This window comes from Leisingera aquimarina DSM 24565 (assembly GCF_000473165.1).
GTDB classification, from domain to species: domain Bacteria; phylum Pseudomonadota; class Alphaproteobacteria; order Rhodobacterales; family Rhodobacteraceae; genus Leisingera; species Leisingera aquimarina.
This window is the reverse complement of the sequence record NZ_KI421504.1, coordinates 962,066-977,377: the sequence shown is the minus strand read 5'-3', so window position 1 is coordinate 977,377 and position 15,312 is coordinate 962,066. Positions and strand designations below refer to the sequence as shown.

Sequence of the window (15,312 nt, the reverse complement as noted above, 5' to 3'; positions counted from 1 at the left end):
GGGCTGAACACATGACCATCAAAGAGATTTTCGACACCATGGAATACGGCCCCGCCCCCGAAAGCGCAGCCGAGGCACTGGCCTGGCTGGTTGATCAGGGCAGCCGCTTTGGCCATTTCATCAATGGCGAATTCACCGTCCCAGGCGATGGATTCGACAGTAAAAACCCGGCCACCGGCGAAGTGCTGGCGACGCTGACTCAGGCCACGCAGGCGGATGTGGATGCTGCGGTTGAAGCCGCACGCAAGGCGCAGGGCAGCTGGGCCGGTCTCGGGGGCGCAGGCCGCGCCACGTACCTCTATGCCATTGCCCGGCTGTTGCAGAAACACGCGCGCCTGTTTGCAGTGCTTGAAACGCTGGACAACGGAAAGCCGATCCGCGAATCCCGCGACATCGACATCCCGCTGGCCCAGCGGCATTTCTACTACCACGCCGGCATGGCTCAGCTGATGGAAAGCGAACTGCCGGACGCCGAAGCCCTGGGCGTCTGCGGCCAGATCATACCGTGGAATTTCCCGCTCTTGATGCTGGCCTGGAAGATCGCGCCTGCCATTGCGATGGGCAACACGGTGGTGCTGAAGCCTGCGGAATACACCTCGCTCACAGCGCTTTTGTTTGCCGACATCTGCCATCAGGCGGGTCTGCCTAAGGGTGTTGTCAACATCGTCACTGGCGATGGCGCCGCGGGCGAAATGATCACTGCAGCGGATGTAGACAAGATTGCCTTCACCGGCTCCACCTCTGTTGGCCGCCGGATCCGCGAAGCCACCGCAGGCAGCGGCAAGACGCTGACGCTGGAGCTGGGCGGCAAGTCCCCTTACATCGTTTTTGACGATGCTGATATTGATTCAGCTATCGAGGGTCTGGTCGATGCGATCTGGTTCAACCAGGGCCAGGTTTGTTGCGCAGGCTCGCGCCTGCTGGTGCAGGAAGGCATTGCCGGGCGGTTCCACACCAAACTAAAGGTCAGAATGGACGGCTTGCGTATCGGCAACCCGTTGGACAAGTGCATCGACGTGGGCGCCGTAGTCGATCCGGTGCAGTTGGACACTATTTCCAGCATGGTCGCCTCCAACCTGGCAGGTACCATGCACCAGGCCCAGGTGCAGATGCCCGCAGGCGGCTGTTTCTACCCGCCGACGCTGATTGAAGGCCTGTCGCCTGCCGATCCGCTGATGCAGGAAGAGATCTTTGGTCCGGTGCTGGTCTCCTGCACCTTCCGCACTCCGGAAGAAGCGGTGGAGCTGGCCAACAATACCCGCTACGGCCTTGCTGCGACGCTTTGGACCGAGAACGTAAACCTGGCGCTCGGCGTTGCGCCGAAACTGGCGGCCGGCGTTGTCTGGATCAACGGTACCAACATGTTCGACGCCGCTGCGGGTTTTGGCGGCGTGCGCGAAAGCGGCTTTGGCCGCGAGGGCGGTTGGGAAGGCTTGGCGGCATACACCCGGTCAAAAGCCAAGGCGAAACCGCTGACCAAAGTGGAAGCATTTGAGGGCAATGGCGCCCCGGCGGACCCGCTGGACCGTACTGCCAAGATGTATGTCGGCGGCAAGCAGACCCGCCCCGACAGCGGTTACTCCCGAGCGGTCTATGGCAAGTCCGGCGCGCTGCTGGGCCACGTCGGCCTTGCCAACCGCAAGGACGTCCGCAACGCAGTTGAAGCCGCCGCCAGTGCCGGAAAATGGTCCAAGACCACCGGCCATCTGCGGGCACAGATCCTATACTATATTGGCGAGAACCTCTCAGCCCGAGCCGCGGAGTTTGCCGCCCGCATCGATGCAATGACCGGCAAGAAGAGCGGCGCGGCAGAGATCGAGGCCTCGATCCAGCGCCTGTTCACTGCAGCTGCATGGGCCGACAAATACGACGGCCAGGTCCACGGTGTACCGATCCGCGGCGTGGCGCTGGCAATGAAGGAACCCGCCAGTGTGATTGGCGCGCTTTGCGCCGATGAGGCACCGCTTCTGGGTCTGGTCTCGGCAATGGCGCCGGCCATTGCCATGGGCAACCGGGTGGTGCTCGCGGCCTCCGAACCCTTCCCGCTGGCGGCCACTGATTTTTATCAGGTTTTGGAGACATCAGACGTGCCCGCAGGCGTGGTCAACATCCTGACCGGCAGCCACGCCGAGCTGGCAAAACCGCTGGCCTCGCATTTGAACGTGGATGCGGTCTGGAGCTTTTCCTCCACCGATCTGTCGGCGGCGATCGAAGCCGCATCGGCGGGCAATCTAAAACGGACCTGGGTCAACAACCGTACCGCCACCGACTGGACGCAGGACCACAGCAAACGGTTCCTACAGGAAGCCACCGAGATTAAGAACATCTGGGTGCCCTACGGCGAATAAGGCACAGGGCCCCAGGGCTTTCCCGCTTCTGATCAAGATATACAGCGCCGCTCCATCGGGGCGGCGTTTTCTATTCGGCCCTGCCGGCGTCCCAGGCCCAAGACAGGGCTTGTGAGCAAAAGAAAACGCCCGCTCCTTTCGGAACGGGCGTAGAAATCCGGGATAAGCGCGGATTAGCGGCGGATACCCAGGCGCTTGATCAGGTCCTGGTAACGGGACACGTCCTTGCCTTTGGTGTAATCCAGCAGCTTGCGGCGCTGAGCAACCATCTTCAGAAGGCCACGGCGGCCGTGGTTGTCCTTCTTGTGGGTCTTGAAGTGCTCAGTCAGGGTGTTGATGCGCGAGGTCAGGATTGCAACCTGGACTTCCGGCGAACCGGTGTCGCCGTCCTTGGTTGCGAATTCTTTCATCAGGCGGTTTTTTTCTTCTGCAGTGATCGACATCGGGGTCTCCTTAAAGGTTAGAGTGGATGGCTCAGGCCGGGATGTCGTCCAGCACAGGCCCATGGAGAAATCCGCTGCAGAATCGCAGCAGATGCGGGCGTATATGATGTTTCCATGGTAAAGGCAAAGATTAACTGCCAGCCGGTGGAACCGCGCGGGCCTACTGCGGCAGCAACCCGGTTGCAGCGGCTGAGGCCGGATCGGTCAGCACCAGATCCGCCGCAGTCAGCCCGCTGGCTCCGGTAACCCGCAAGGCAGGCTCGCCGTCGACAAGGATAACCTGTTCGTCCTCTGCTTCAGGGTTTTGCTGCAGCTCCACGGCAGGCTCTTCACCGTCTTCGAAATCCCAAACAAGCACCAGCGTGTCTTCGTCCGAATCAAAATCCATCAGCTGCACCGCATCCTCGGTCCCGGTCCAGTTGCCTGCCATGAACTGATCTGCGCCGGCACCGCCGGTCAGCACATCCCCTGCACCGGCAATCAGTGTGTCATCACCGGCACCGCCATTGACATAGTCCCGATCCGTGCCGTCCCCGGCACCGGACACCACATCATTTCCATAACCGCCAAACAGCGCGTCGCCGCCGCCGCCGCCCGCAAGGCTGTCGTCGCTGTCATTGCCGTGCAGTGTGTCCCGGCCTTCACCGCCCTCCAGCCAGTCCTGCCCTTGGCCGCCATGCAGCAGATCCGCACCGCCGCCGCCCTGAAGCGTGTCATCCCCGAAATGCCCAAAAAGACTGTCCTCTCCGGCATCTCCTTCCAGCGAGTCAGAACCGTCTTCGCCGTGCAGCAGGTCCTGGCCTTTGCCGCCGGACAGGCTGTCATCGCCGCTATTGCCGCGCAGAACATCACTGCCCTGGCCCCCGTCTATCCAGTCATGACCGCTGTACCCGCCAAGCTGGTCATCGCCATCCCCGCCGCTAAGGCTGTCAGCCGCCCCGGTTCCCGTGATGACGTCATTTTCATCTGTACCGGTTACGGTTCTGCCTTCCGGCTCGATAAACCCTCCATCCAGCCCATCCCCGCCGGTGCCAGCCTCCTGATCGGGGCCGAAGGCCGTCCCCTCCCCATCCGGGGTTTCGGTATCAACCAGGACCGCGCTGCCCACCGCAACAAGGCCCAGAACACTTGCCAGCCACAACATTGCCCGCTCAACCTCAATAAATACTCATAACCCGCTTTCACGATTACACGCGATGATTGTAAATGCAAAACAAATGAGGAACATCAGTTAACAACCACCGAAGAGCCCGCTAAAGCTGCTGCCAAAGCTCTGGTGGCTGGGAGTAGGCGATGTAAAGCGGATGCTTCGGATGGCCAGCCTTGCTGAGACCGAGGTGGTGCAGCGGCTTTCCGGTTGCGCGCAGCGCCGTGGCAACCCGGGACCCTTGCCCGCGATGCTCACCGTGGGTGCCCCAGGCGCAGATTACCATGTCAGCCCAATCCATGCCGTTCAAAATGGCCGCCATGTTGCCTGGGCCTTCTGGTTCTTCCAGCTGCCGCATCCCGCGCGGATCGGTGACCCGGCAGGCAAAGATATTGGTGGCCCGGAAACCGCCGAACCCCAATGCCCGCGCGCGGCGCTCGCAGCGTTCAATGGTCGGATCGTTCTGCACTTCAGTTGCGGTTGACGGGTTCAGCATCACAAACATCACCCGCGGCCCGGCAGGATCCCAAACCCGGGACAGGCTGTAGCGGTAGGTTTCGCAATCGGAATAGACGGCGGTTGAGGGCGCATCGCCCTTGGTGTGGCTGCGGGTGATCATCAGCCGTCTGTAGCAGGGCTTTTTTGACTATCCAAGCTTACTGCCCAAGTTTCAAGATCAACCCTGAATACACCCCTAAGTGAATTTTCGGACGCCACAATACGTATTAGTTGTTGGTGACGCACTTCATTCGGACAGTTTATTCATGGAATTGTTGCTGCTGCTAGGATTTGGCTTTGCGGCAGCCGGTCTCGTCCTAGGTGCGGATAGGCACACGTACAAACTCAATCATAAGAGAAATAGGTCAGAAATCCTGGCCCAATGTTTCGCGCGCGAAACATTCAGTCAAAACTACTGACCTGTTAAATTGCCCTTGTGGCTGACAGCTCAGCAGCCTGGACCGGCTGCAGGCAGATCATTCCGGCTGCACAAACACCCGGCTTGGGTGCAATTCACCAGCCTTGTAGATCCCCACAGCCACCGCCTGTCCGTCCAGCGAGGCCCAGGCCTCATCGCCGTATTCCACATCTGCGGCCATCACCATGCCCGGGTTGCCGTTGCGCAAGCGCACCGCACCCTGCGGGGTGCATTTCAGCTCGGGCAGGTCGGCAAGCCCTTCTTCCAGAGGCCGCAGATACCGGTCCAGATCAGTGGATTTCGCTAGCTCATCCACCAGCTCCAGCGAAATGCCGTCTTCGGCATCAAAGGGACCGGACCAGATCCGCCGCAACTGCTTCACATGGCCGTGGCACCCCAGGGCCGCACCCAGATCGCGGGCGATTGAGCGCACATATCCGCCTTTGCCGCAGGTCATCTCCAGCACCACATGGTCTTCGTCAGGACGGTCCAGCAGGATCAGTTCTTCGACCCACAGCGGGCGGGCAGAAAGCTCCACCTCTTCGCCGTCACGAGCCAGTTTATAGGCACGCTGACCGTCGATCTTCACCGCTGAGAACTTGGGCGGCACCTGCATGATCTCGCCCAGGAAGGGTTGCAGAGCTTCCTTGATCTGCTCGTCGGTGGGGCGCTCGGCGCTTTCGGCAATCACCTCGCCCTCGGCATCGTCGGTATTGGTTGCAGCACCCAGCCGTACAGTGAATGTATAGGCCTTCAACGCGTCGGTAATATACGGCACGGTCTTGGTTGCCTCGCCCAGCGCCACGGCCAGAACACCGGTTGCCTCAGGGTCCAGGGTGCCCGCATGGCCTGCCTTCTTGGCATCCAGCGCCCAGCGCACCTTGTTCACAACCGCCGTACTGGTCAGCCCCGCAGGCTTGTCCACCACCAGCCAGCCGGAAATATCGCGCCCTTTGCGTTTGCGTGCCATGCCTAGTCCCCATGTGTACGTGAGGCGCGCCGGTTACCGGATCGCCGGGACAGTGTCAATTTAGCAAATGACAGGTCCCGAAGGAAAGCCTGGAGAGAAACCCGATGGGGGCCGGAACCGGCCAGCGCTTGCCCCTGCCTGCCAGTGGCGCTAGGCAGGCGGCCATGGCCGTTTCAAGCGAATACACACCGCCGCAGGACCCGCTGGAGATCCTGCACCACGACGCCGAGCTGCTGGCGGTAAGCAAGCCTGCCGGGCTGTTATCGGTGCCTGGGCGCGGCGCGCATCTGGCCGATTGCCTGATCTCCCGCATTCAGGCGGTGTTCCCCGAGGCGCTGCTGGTTCATCGGCTGGACCGGGATACGTCGGGCGTGATGGTGTTCGGCCTCTCCCCGCATGCGCAGCGGCATCTTTCGATGCAGTTTGAAAAGCGCACGGCGAAAAAGGCCTATGTGGCGCGCGTGGCTGGCAGGCTGGAGCCGCGCAGCGGCACAGTGGATCTGCCTCTGATCGTGGATTGGCCGAACCGGCCCAAGCAGATGGTCTGCAATGAGACCGGCAAACCCGCCGTCACCGAATGGCGGGTGATGAAGTACGAGGACGGCGTCACACGGGTGCGGCTGACACCGAAGACCGGGCGCACGCATCAGCTGCGGGTGCATATGCTGTCGCTGGGCCACCCGATCCTGGGCGATCCGCTTTATGCCAGCGGTGCAGCACTGGAGCATCCCAGGCTCATGCTGCATTCCCAGGAGCTGCGGATCAAACACCCGGACAGCGGCGAGTCGCTGAAATTCCGGGTGAAGCCGGAGTTTTGAGGCCCCGGTCAGGGCGCCTCCATCACCATCAGGAACAATGTGCCGCTCCGCGTCGCCTCATAGCTATGCGGGTGGTCGCCGGGAAAGCTGTAGTAATCACCCGGCCACAGCAGCTCCTCCCGTCCTTCCAGCCCTGCCCGCATCTGTCCGGAACAGACCAGCATATGTTCCACTGTGCCGCGCGGGTGCGGCGCGGCGCGGCGGGTTTCGCCCGGCTGCATCACCACGCGGTAGACATCCCGGCGCACATTCGGCGGGCTGCGGGACAATAGAACGGCAGCGAAGTCTGACTGCTCCGACTCCAGCACCTCCCCCTCACTTGCGCGGATGAGCCTAGTGGCAGGCGCCTCGGTCTCAAACAGCAAGCTCAGCGGAACGTCCAGCGCTGCGGCCAGTGCCCAAAGCGTCTCTACGCTGGGATTTCCGTTACCGGCTTCAAGCTGCGAAAGGGTTGATTTGGCAATTCCAGCCTGTGCGGCCAGCCCCGACAGCGACATTCCGGCGCGGCTGCGCTCGCGTTGGATGGCGGCAGCAATCATTTGATGAGGTGCTGACATGTTCGATATTTCACCTTCTCGTTCGACTTGACGAACGAACGTGCCGTTCGGTATACAAAACTTGCGTTCGGTTTAAGCGAAATCATACCCCGTTTCCAGAGGAACTGCCCTCAATGGCAATCCAGAACATCTCTGCCCGGCCCCCCGCCTTCAGCCAGCTGACCTCCGGACTGCGGGATATCCTGCCATTGGCTGCCGGCGTTGCTGTCTATGGGCTGGCTTTCGGCCTGCTCGCAGCACAGGCAAGCATGGATGGGCTGCAGACCGGAGTAATGGGCACCATCGTCTTTGCCGGATCTTCGCAGATCATCGCAGTGGAGCGGCTGGCTGCCGGCACCGGCGCGGGTGCAGCCATCCTGGCCGGGCTGGCACTGAACCTGCGGCTGCTTCTGATCACGGCCTCGCTCCGGGATGAGTATTCCGGACGGCCCTGGTGGCAAGTGCTGCTAGGTGTGCATCTGGCCACGGACGAAAATTGGGCCCTGATGCACGCGATGCGCGCCCGTGGCCATCAAGCCGGTTACTGGTATTTGATTGGCGGCGGAATCGGGCTGATTGCAGTCTGGGTGCTGTCCACAGTGGCAGGCGCGAGTTTTGCCAGCACTGTGCCTGAACCCAAGGCCCTGGGTATGGATTTTGCTTTCACCGCAGCTTTCATCGCCATTCTCCGGTCGCTGTGGAACGGTTCAACCATGCTTTTGCCCTGGGCCGGTTCTGTGGCCATCGTATTGCTGGCAGGTCTCTTAACGCCGATGGATCCCACCTGGACACTGATCCTGGGCGGTCTGGGCGGAGCGGTCCTTGCCGGAGTGCTGAATGATGACTGAAACATGGATCCTGATTCTCGGGCTGGCAGCGGCTACTTTTGCGGTGCGGCTGTCCGGTTATCTGCTGGGCCAACGGCTGCCGGATCACGGTCCTTGGGCGCGCGGCCTGCAGGCGCTGCCGGGCTGCCTGATCCTGTCGCTGGTCACCTACCTCCTGATGCGGGGCGGCCCGCAGGAATGGGCCGCCGGAACGGTGGCCCTGGCAGTGGCACTTGCCACGCGCAGCCTGCCCCTGACTATGGCTGCCGGAATAGCAGCGATCTACCTGCTTAGAGCCTATTTCTGACCAACCCCGCGCAGGCCCCCTGCCCGTGCACAGCACGGGCCACGCCCAAGGCTGAGGACTGCCCGGCGCAGCCGGGTGGAATGAAGACGCGGGAGCACTGCCGGTGTCCCAAATTCAACCCCGCAAACAGGAAAGCCGCCCGGACAGGCGGCTTTCCATGACTTCTAAGGCTGCGGATTTATTCGGCCACCCAGCCGCCGACGGCCTTCACTTCCAGGAAGTCCTCGATGCCCCATTTACCGCCTTCACGGCCTTTACCGGACTGTTTCATGCCGCCGAAGGGCGAACCGGCCGAGCGCGACTTGCCGTTCATCTCGACCATGCCGGAGCGCAGCGCGCGAGCCATGCGGTTGGCGCGGGCGCCATCCTGGGTCTGCACATAGTTGGTCAGCCCATAGGGCGTGTCGTTGGCGATCCCGATCGCGTCTTCCTCATTCTCGAAGGGAATGATCGACAGAACCGGGCCAAAGATTTCTTCGCGCGCGATGGTCATCTGGTTGTTCACATCGGCAAAGACCGTGGGCTTTACATAGTAACCCTTGTTCAAACCGTCCGGACGTCCAGTGCCGCCGGCAATCAGCTTGGCGCCTTCATCGATGCCTTGCTGGATCAGGTCCTGGATCTTGGTCCACTGCATCTCGTTCACCACCGGACCGATGTGACGGCCTTCCTGGCTGGCCGGGCCGACCTCGACCTTCGCAGCCACTTCCGCCGCCTCGGCAACCACGCGGTCATAGATGCTGTTCTGCACCAGCATCCGGCTGGGCGCGTTGCAGCTTTGACCGGTGTTTTGCATCATGTGCAGCACGCCGCGCTTCACCGCCTTCTCGTCGGCATCTTCAAAAATCACATTGGCGCCTTTGCCGCCCAGCTCCAGATCCACCTTTTTCAGGGTCGGAGCCGCAGCCTGGGTAATCGCGATCCCTGCGCGGGTGGAGCCGGTGAAGGAGATCATGTCCACATCCGGATGGGTGGTGAGCTGCGAGCCAACACCCGGGCCGTCGCCGTTCACTAAGTTGAAGACACCTGCCGGGAAGCCGGCCTCATCCATCAGCTCGGCAAAGATCATTGCGTTCAGCGGGCTTTGCTCTGAAGGCTTCAGAACCATGGTGCACCCGGCAACCGCCGCTGCGCCAACCTTGAGCGTCACCTGATTCATCGGCCAGTTCCACGGCGTGATCAAGGCGCAGACGCCCACCGCTTCGTGGATGATGCGGTCGTTCGGGCTGCGGTCGTTCAGCGGCCCGTCAAAGGGAAACTCCTTGGCCGCGGTGATGAAGTTGCGCAGGTGCCAGCTTCCCGCTCCGGCCTGCGACGTGCGCGCCATGTCGATCGGTGCGCCCATTTCCAGCGACATCGCCTGGGCCAGATCTTCGGCGCGGGCCTCATAGACATCCACCAGCTTCTCAACCAGCGCAATGCGCTCTTCCACCGGGGTATTCATCCAGCCAGGCAGTGCGGCCTTGGCCGCGGCAACGGCGGCGTTGGTATCAGCCTCGGACCCCAGCGAGATTACTGCACAGGGTTCTTCGGTCGAGGGGTTTACCACTTCGAAATCGTTTGAAGCAGCAGGAGCGGCCCACTGGCCGTTGATGTAAAATTCGCGTTTCTCGATCATGTCGGGATCTCCCAAGTCAGAGGTATTCCGGTTACCGCCTTGCCGGTTTCGCGGCCACTGTGTCACTGCTCCGGCATGGGGGCAAGGGCGGGGCAAAGGCATCGCCGCGTAATTTGATCAAATTATCGCGGACACTGTCAATGGCCCCTTGGAACGGTTGCAATTCTTCGCCGTGGGGGCTTGCGGCAATTTTTCGTGGTTTCCCGGTACGGGGGCTGTATCGTTGCGCTAGACTACTTAGGTTGCAGTCAAGACGACTCAAAATTCATATGACAAGGAGATACCGCCATGGGTTTGCGCATTAACGACACTGTCCCCGATTTTACTGCGGAAACGGATCAGGGCACCATCACCTTCCATGACTGGATCGGTGACAGCTGGGCGATCCTGTTCTCGCACCCCAAGGATTTCACCCCGGTCTGCACCACCGAGTTTTCCGCCGTGGCGCAGCTGAGCGAGGAATGGAGCAAGCGCAACACCAAGGTCCTTGGCGTTTCGGTTGACGGTGTTGAGGACCATAAGAAATGGAAAAAGGACATCGAGGAATACGGCAAGGCCGTGCCGGGCTTCCCGATCATCGCTGATGACGGGCTGGCGGTTTCCAAAGCCTTCGACATGCTGCCTGCCGAAGCGTATTTGCCCGATGGCCGCACCCCGGCGGACAGCGCCACCGTGCGGTCGGTGTTCATCATAGGCCCGGACAAGCAGCTGAAACTGTCGATGACTTATCCGATGACCGTGGGCCGCAACTTTGCCGAGATCCTGCGGGCGCTGGACGGCCTTCAAATGTCGCTGGGCAAGGGCGTTGCCACCCCGGCGAACTGGGTGCCCGGCGAGGATGTGATCATTCCGCCTACCGTATCAAACGAGGACGCCAAGGCGAAGTTCGGCGAGTTCGAGACCATCTTCCCCTATCTGCGCAAGACCAAGGCACCGGAGTAACCCGCGTTCGCCATCGCAATGTTCGCAAGCCGCCTTCGGGCGGCTTGTTCTTTTTTGTTTTATGGCTGAAACCCGTTCGGTGCCGGTGGAAAGTCCGGCGCCCGGCTTTGACGCAGTTGGCGCGCCTCTGCGGCAAAGGCTTGACCAGCCTCGCCTGTCAGCCCGGCTGCAAAACGCAGAGTGATATCCGACCCGTCCCGGGTCAGCCAGCAGGACGATTTCTTGAGGAATGCAAACCCCGCCTCGGCATGCAGGTAGGCGGGCAGCGTATAACTGACACCTTGTGTGGCAACAGCGGTCAGGATGAAAGACAGGTAATCTTCCGTTGGGGCGTCGTCGTTTGACAGCAGCCGGGCCTTCAGCGCCGCCAGGCTGGGGCGGCCGAAGATGACAGTTTCTTCGGCGATGCGCCGGATCCTGTCCCGTGGCAATTGCGCCAGCCGCTGATCCAAATCTGCAGTCTTCAGCACGGCACCATGCGAAAACCCATGTGCCAGAACCCATTGGGTGAGGCCGGTTTCACCGCGGCGGACGATGAATTTCTTGTTGTTGGTCAGCGGGAAACGCTTCCAGAACCTGATGAACCCCGGGTCCTCCATCAGCCGCCCTGACAGCATCAGCGCATAAGAACAGTACTGGAAATTGCGGCTGGCGGTAGAATACCCCCAATTGATGCTGCGGAAGTTCTCTGCCTCCACCCGCGGATGGCCGTAGTTGCAGGCGGCAGCCGCGAAGTCCGCATTCAGCGCCTGTGCTTCCGTCAGCCAGTCGCCTGCCCCTGGCAGCGGAAACCAGGAGGAATCATTCAGCAGCACCAGCCGGTCAATCTGTTCCAGCCGCGCGTGCGCCGTCAGCAACCCGTCGCGGTAGCCGCCAAAGTCATACCCGAAATTGGGCCGTTCCATGCACAGCCAGCAGACCTCGCTCAGCCGCTGCCGGTCGGCACCGCTAAGCGGGACGTTGGAGACCACAACCGGGGCATAGCCGCTGTCGATCAGATAGCGCAGAGCGATGAAATGCGAGGCTTGCAGGCCCTGACTGGGAAAGATCAGATAGACCGCAGGCTGCGGCCCGGGCGGTATAGCGCCCTCGGTGCAGCGAATCTTGCGCGCCAGGAACGCGTCGTAACACCAGCGCCCCAGCAGCAGCGAGCCGAGGCGGCTGGGCAGCTGGGTGATCTGCTGCAACGGGCGTTGCAGCTCGCGGGTGATTTTCCAAAGCGGGGGCCGTTTCATGCAGGACGCCTGTAAATTGCAACTATTGGTGTGCCAGCCGGGTCAGACTTGCTGCCAAGGCGGCGGGCGGTCTGCGGACTTCTGGCCGGCGCTGCTAAGGATGGCGCGGAAGTAGTACCAGTTCTTGGACCGTTTGCGCGCCGACAACAGGTTCAGCGGTGAGACCAATTGCAGCGACGCCTCCCCCAACGCCCGCAGGAAGCCAAAAGGCACGCCGTGCTTGCGGGCGCCATAGACGCGCGACTGGCCCATGTACCAGGCTTTCAAAGCCGCGGTTTTGGCTGAGCGTTCGGTGGAGTGCCCCAACAGATGCCGGACCTGCGCACCGTAAACATAACGCAGCGGCCCGCATTCCGCCTTCAGGCGCAGGCTGAGGTCGTCGTCCTCGTGGAACAGAAAAATCTTCGGGTCGAACCCGTCAACCTGTTCGAAGGCGGATTTGCGCACCAGCATGGCACCGCCGGACAGCACCGGAACCTCGCCGTCCTGGTTCGCGGCATCCCGCCCCAGCCACAGAGATTTCGCAATCAGCTTGCTGCGGCGCTTGAAGAACAGCGATCCGTCACCTTTGACAATGCGGGTATTGAAGGCGGATGCTTCGGGGTGTGCATCGGCGGCATCTAACAGATGCTCCAGCGTGTCCTCGAACAGTTCGGCATCGGGATTCACAAAAAACAGAAACTCCGTGCCGGCCTGTGCAGCCCCCTGATTGCAGGCCGGACCAAAGCCGGTGTTCTCCGGATTTTCAATGAACCGGGCGCCATGCGCTGCGGCCAGGGCACAGGTGTCTTCCGCATCCCGGGAGGCGTTGTCGACCAGAATGCAAGGCACCGAAGATGGAATGGAGCGCAACAGGCTCTCAACAACGGCAGAAGAATTATAGGTGACCGTAATGATGGTCACACGGGGCGGCAAAGACTGTTCCATGAGCGTCCCGGCGAAAATGGAAAACCCGGGGCACGGATCGCGCGCCCCGGGCTGTTTATGTGCAGTCAGACTGGGATCAGTCCTGCTCTGCTTTTTCTTTCTTTTCCGGCGCGATTTCTTCGCCGGTTTCCTGATCCACGATTTTCATCGACAGGCGGACCTTGCCGCGGTCATCAAAGCCCAGCAGCTTGACCTTCACTTCCTGGCCTTCCTTCAGAACGTCCGAAGGATGGTTCAGGCGGCGGTTTTCGATCTGGCTGACGTGCACCAGGCCGTCGCGCTTGCCGAAGAAGTTCACAAAGGCGCCGAAGTCGACGATCTTCACAACCTTGCCGGTGTAGACTTGGCCTTCTTCCGGCTCTGCCACGATCGAATAAATCATGTCATAGGCCTTCTTGATGGCCTCGCCGTTCGGGCTGGCGATCTTGATCACGCCATCGTCGTTGATGTCGACCTTGGCGCCGGACACTTCGACGATCTCGCGGATCACCTTGCCGCCGGAACCGATCACTTCACGGATCTTGTCGGTCGGGATCTGCATGGTCTCGATGCGCGGAGCGTGGACCGAGAATTCGGACGCTTCTGTCAGAGCTTTCGCCATCTCGCCGAGGATGTGGATCCGGCCGTCTTTGGCCTGGGCCAGGGCTTTCTCCATGATCTCGGGCGTGATGCCTGCAACCTTGATGTCCATCTGCAGCGAGGTGATGCCGTTTTCGGTGCCTGCCACTTTGAAGTCCATGTCGCCGAGGTGGTCTTCGTCACCCAGGATGTCGGACAGGATCGCGTAGGAGCCATCGTCTTCCAGGATCAGGCCCATCGCAACACCGGCAACCGGTGCTTTCAGCGGCACACCTGCGTCCATCATCGACAGCGAGCCGCCGCAGACCGAAGCCATCGAAGATGAACCGTTCGATTCGGTGATCTCGGAGACCAGGCGGATGGTGTAGGGGAAATCGGTTGCCGCGGGCAGTACCGCCTGCAGCGCACGCCAGGCCAGCTTGCCGTGGCCGATTTCGCGGCGGCCGGGGCCGCCAACACGGCCAACTTCACCCACCGAGTAGGGAGGGAAATTGTAATGCAGCAGGAAGTTGGATTTGAAGTTGCCGTGCAGCGCGTCGATGAACTGCTCGTCATCGCCGGTGCCCAGCGTGGTCACAACCAGACCCTGGGTTTCACCGCGGGTGAACAGTGCCGAACCATGGGTCCGCGGCAGCAGGCCGGTTTCCGAAACGATGTCACGGATTTCGTCAGTCGCACGGCCATCGATACGCTTGCCGGTTTTGACAACGTCGCCGCGCAGAATGCCGGCTTCCAGCTTTTTCAGCGCGGAACCCAGGTTTGCGTCACCCAGCTGCTCTTCGGACAGCGCCCCCTTGATGGTTTCGCGGGCGGCGGCAACCGCGGCTGTGCGCTCTTGCTTGTCGCTGATCGCAAAGGCAGCGCGCATCTCGGTTTCGCCGGCAGCTTTGACGGCTTCGTACAGCTCGGAGTAGTCCGGCGCCTGGAAGTCGAACGGCTCTTTCGCGGCTTCTTCGGCCAGCGAGATGATCAGGTCGATGACTGGCTGGATTTGCTCGTGGGCAAATTTCACCGCACCCAGCATTTCTGCTTCGGACAGCTCGTATGCTTCCGATTCCACCATCATCACGGCGTCTTTGGTGCCGGCAACAACCAGGTCCAGACGCTGTTCCGGGTTCAGGCGCAGGTCTTGCATGTCGTCAACGGTCGGGTTCAGGACGTACTCGCCATCCTCGAATCCAACGCGGCAGCCTGCGATCGGGCCCATAAACGGTGCGCCCGACAGAGTCAGCGCAGCGGAAGCGGCGATCATTGCAACCATGTCCGGGTCGTTGACCAGATCGTGGCTCAGCACGGTGCACATCACCAGCACTTCGTTCTTGAAGCCGGGAACAAACAGCGGGCGGATCGGACGGTCGATCAGGCGCGCGGTCAGGGTTTCTTTTTCGGTCGGGCGCGCTTCGCGCTTGAAGAAGCCGCCGGGCACTTTGCCCGCAGCATAGTATTTTTCCTGATAATGCACGGTCAGCGGGAAGAAGTCCTGGCCGGGCTTCTGCTGACGGGCAAAGGTCACGTTGGCCATGACCGAGGTTTCGCCCAGCGTGGCAATCACAGAGCCATCAGCCTGGCGGGCAACCTTGCCGGTTTCCAGTGTGAGCGTCTCTTCGCCCCACTGCATCGATTTTTTCGAAACGTTAAACATCTAGCGTATCCTAATTGGGAGCACTCCCGGCCCTCCGGGTCTCCCGTTTGCGTGGCG

14 protein-coding genes are annotated in these 15,312 nt (G+C 61.3%); 5 read left to right on the top strand and 9 right to left on the bottom strand.

Annotation, left to right across the window (positions count from 1 at the left end; genetic code table 11):
• Positions 1–11 precede the first annotated feature (11 nt).
• A complete protein-coding gene (locus AQUI_RS0108745; protein WP_027257185.1) occupies positions 12–2,348 on the top strand; it encodes an aldehyde dehydrogenase family protein in 2,337 nt (778 codons plus the stop codon).
• 173 nt (positions 2,349–2,521) lie between these two features.
• Here AQUI_RS0108745 and rpsO read toward each other — a convergent pair whose 3' ends face one another.
• The 4 genes from rpsO to truB all read right to left on the bottom strand — a co-directional run bounded on the left by rpsO (position 2,522) and on the right by truB (position 5,824).
• On the bottom strand, positions 2,522–2,791 hold the full coding sequence (rpsO, locus tag AQUI_RS0108740; protein WP_027257184.1) for a 30S ribosomal protein S15: 270 nt from the start codon (positions 2,789–2,791) through the stop codon (positions 2,522–2,524).
• Positions 2,792–2,951: 160 nt separating this feature from the next.
• Complete coding sequence (locus AQUI_RS0108735; protein WP_027257183.1) at positions 2,952–3,935, bottom strand: calcium-binding protein; 984 nt, start codon at positions 3,933–3,935, stop codon at positions 2,952–2,954.
• 109 nt (positions 3,936–4,044) lie between these two features.
• Positions 4,045–4,557: a DUF1643 domain-containing protein gene (locus AQUI_RS0108730; protein ID WP_027257182.1), complete on the bottom strand. Its 513-nt coding sequence runs from the start codon at positions 4,555–4,557 to the stop codon at positions 4,045–4,047.
• Between the two features lie 355 nt (positions 4,558–4,912).
• The gene (gene truB / locus AQUI_RS0108725) at positions 4,913–5,824 is read right to left on the bottom strand and encodes a tRNA pseudouridine(55) synthase TruB (protein WP_027257181.1); all 912 of its coding nucleotides are present in this window, start codon (positions 5,822–5,824) and stop codon (positions 4,913–4,915) included.
• A 164-nt stretch (positions 5,825–5,988) separates the two neighbouring features.
• On the opposite strand from truB, the gene AQUI_RS0108720 reads away from it, so the two are divergent.
• The gene (locus AQUI_RS0108720; RefSeq protein WP_027257180.1) at positions 5,989–6,642 is read left to right on the top strand and encodes an RluA family pseudouridine synthase; all 654 of its coding nucleotides are present in this window, start codon (positions 5,989–5,991) and stop codon (positions 6,640–6,642) included.
• A gap of 8 nt (positions 6,643–6,650) precedes the next feature.
• Here the strand turns inward: AQUI_RS0108720 and AQUI_RS0108715 are convergent, their stop codons facing one another.
• Entirely contained in the window at positions 6,651–7,199 is a 549-nt protein-coding gene (locus AQUI_RS0108715; RefSeq protein WP_027257179.1) for a helix-turn-helix domain-containing protein, read from the bottom strand.
• A 113-nt stretch (positions 7,200–7,312) separates the two neighbouring features.
• Between AQUI_RS0108715 and AQUI_RS0108710 the strand changes: the two genes are divergently transcribed.
• Positions 7,313–8,026, top strand: a complete 714-nt coding sequence (locus AQUI_RS0108710; RefSeq protein ID WP_051371855.1) for an AzlC family ABC transporter permease — start codon at positions 7,313–7,315, stop codon at positions 8,024–8,026.
• On the top strand, positions 8,016–8,312 hold the full coding sequence (locus tag AQUI_RS0108705; protein ID WP_245596894.1) for an AzlD family protein: 297 nt from the start codon (positions 8,016–8,018) through the stop codon (positions 8,310–8,312). Before AQUI_RS0108710 ends, AQUI_RS0108705 begins: the two co-directional genes overlap by 11 nt.
• A 178-nt stretch (positions 8,313–8,490) precedes the next feature.
• Here the strand turns inward: AQUI_RS0108705 and AQUI_RS0108700 are convergent, their stop codons facing one another.
• The gene (locus AQUI_RS0108700; RefSeq protein ID WP_027257176.1) at positions 8,491–9,930 is read right to left on the bottom strand and encodes an aldehyde dehydrogenase family protein; all 1,440 of its coding nucleotides are present in this window, start codon (positions 9,928–9,930) and stop codon (positions 8,491–8,493) included.
• A gap of 288 nt (positions 9,931–10,218) precedes the next feature.
• Here AQUI_RS0108700 and AQUI_RS0108695 point away from each other — a divergent pair, with 288 nt between their 5' ends.
• Positions 10,219–10,872 (top strand): peroxiredoxin, encoded by a 654-nt coding sequence (locus AQUI_RS0108695; protein WP_027257175.1) that lies wholly within the window; start codon positions 10,219–10,221, stop codon positions 10,870–10,872.
• A gap of 59 nt (positions 10,873–10,931) precedes the next feature.
• Here AQUI_RS0108695 and AQUI_RS29205 read toward each other — a convergent pair whose 3' ends face one another.
• The 3 genes from AQUI_RS29205 to pnp all read right to left on the bottom strand — a co-directional run bounded on the left by AQUI_RS29205 (position 10,932) and on the right by pnp (position 15,255).
• Entirely contained in the window at positions 10,932–12,107 is a 1,176-nt protein-coding gene (locus tag AQUI_RS29205; RefSeq protein WP_027257174.1) for a rhamnan synthesis F family protein, read from the bottom strand.
• Positions 12,108–12,149: 42 nt separating this feature from the next.
• A complete protein-coding gene (locus AQUI_RS27510) occupies positions 12,150–13,034 on the bottom strand; it encodes a glycosyltransferase family 2 protein (protein WP_035919873.1) in 885 nt (294 codons plus the stop codon).
• A 76-nt stretch (positions 13,035–13,110) separates the two neighbouring features.
• Positions 13,111–15,255, bottom strand: coding sequence for a polyribonucleotide nucleotidyltransferase (gene pnp, locus AQUI_RS0108680; protein WP_027257173.1), 2,145 nt, complete (start codon positions 15,253–15,255; stop codon positions 13,111–13,113).
• Positions 15,256–15,312 lie beyond the last annotated feature (57 nt).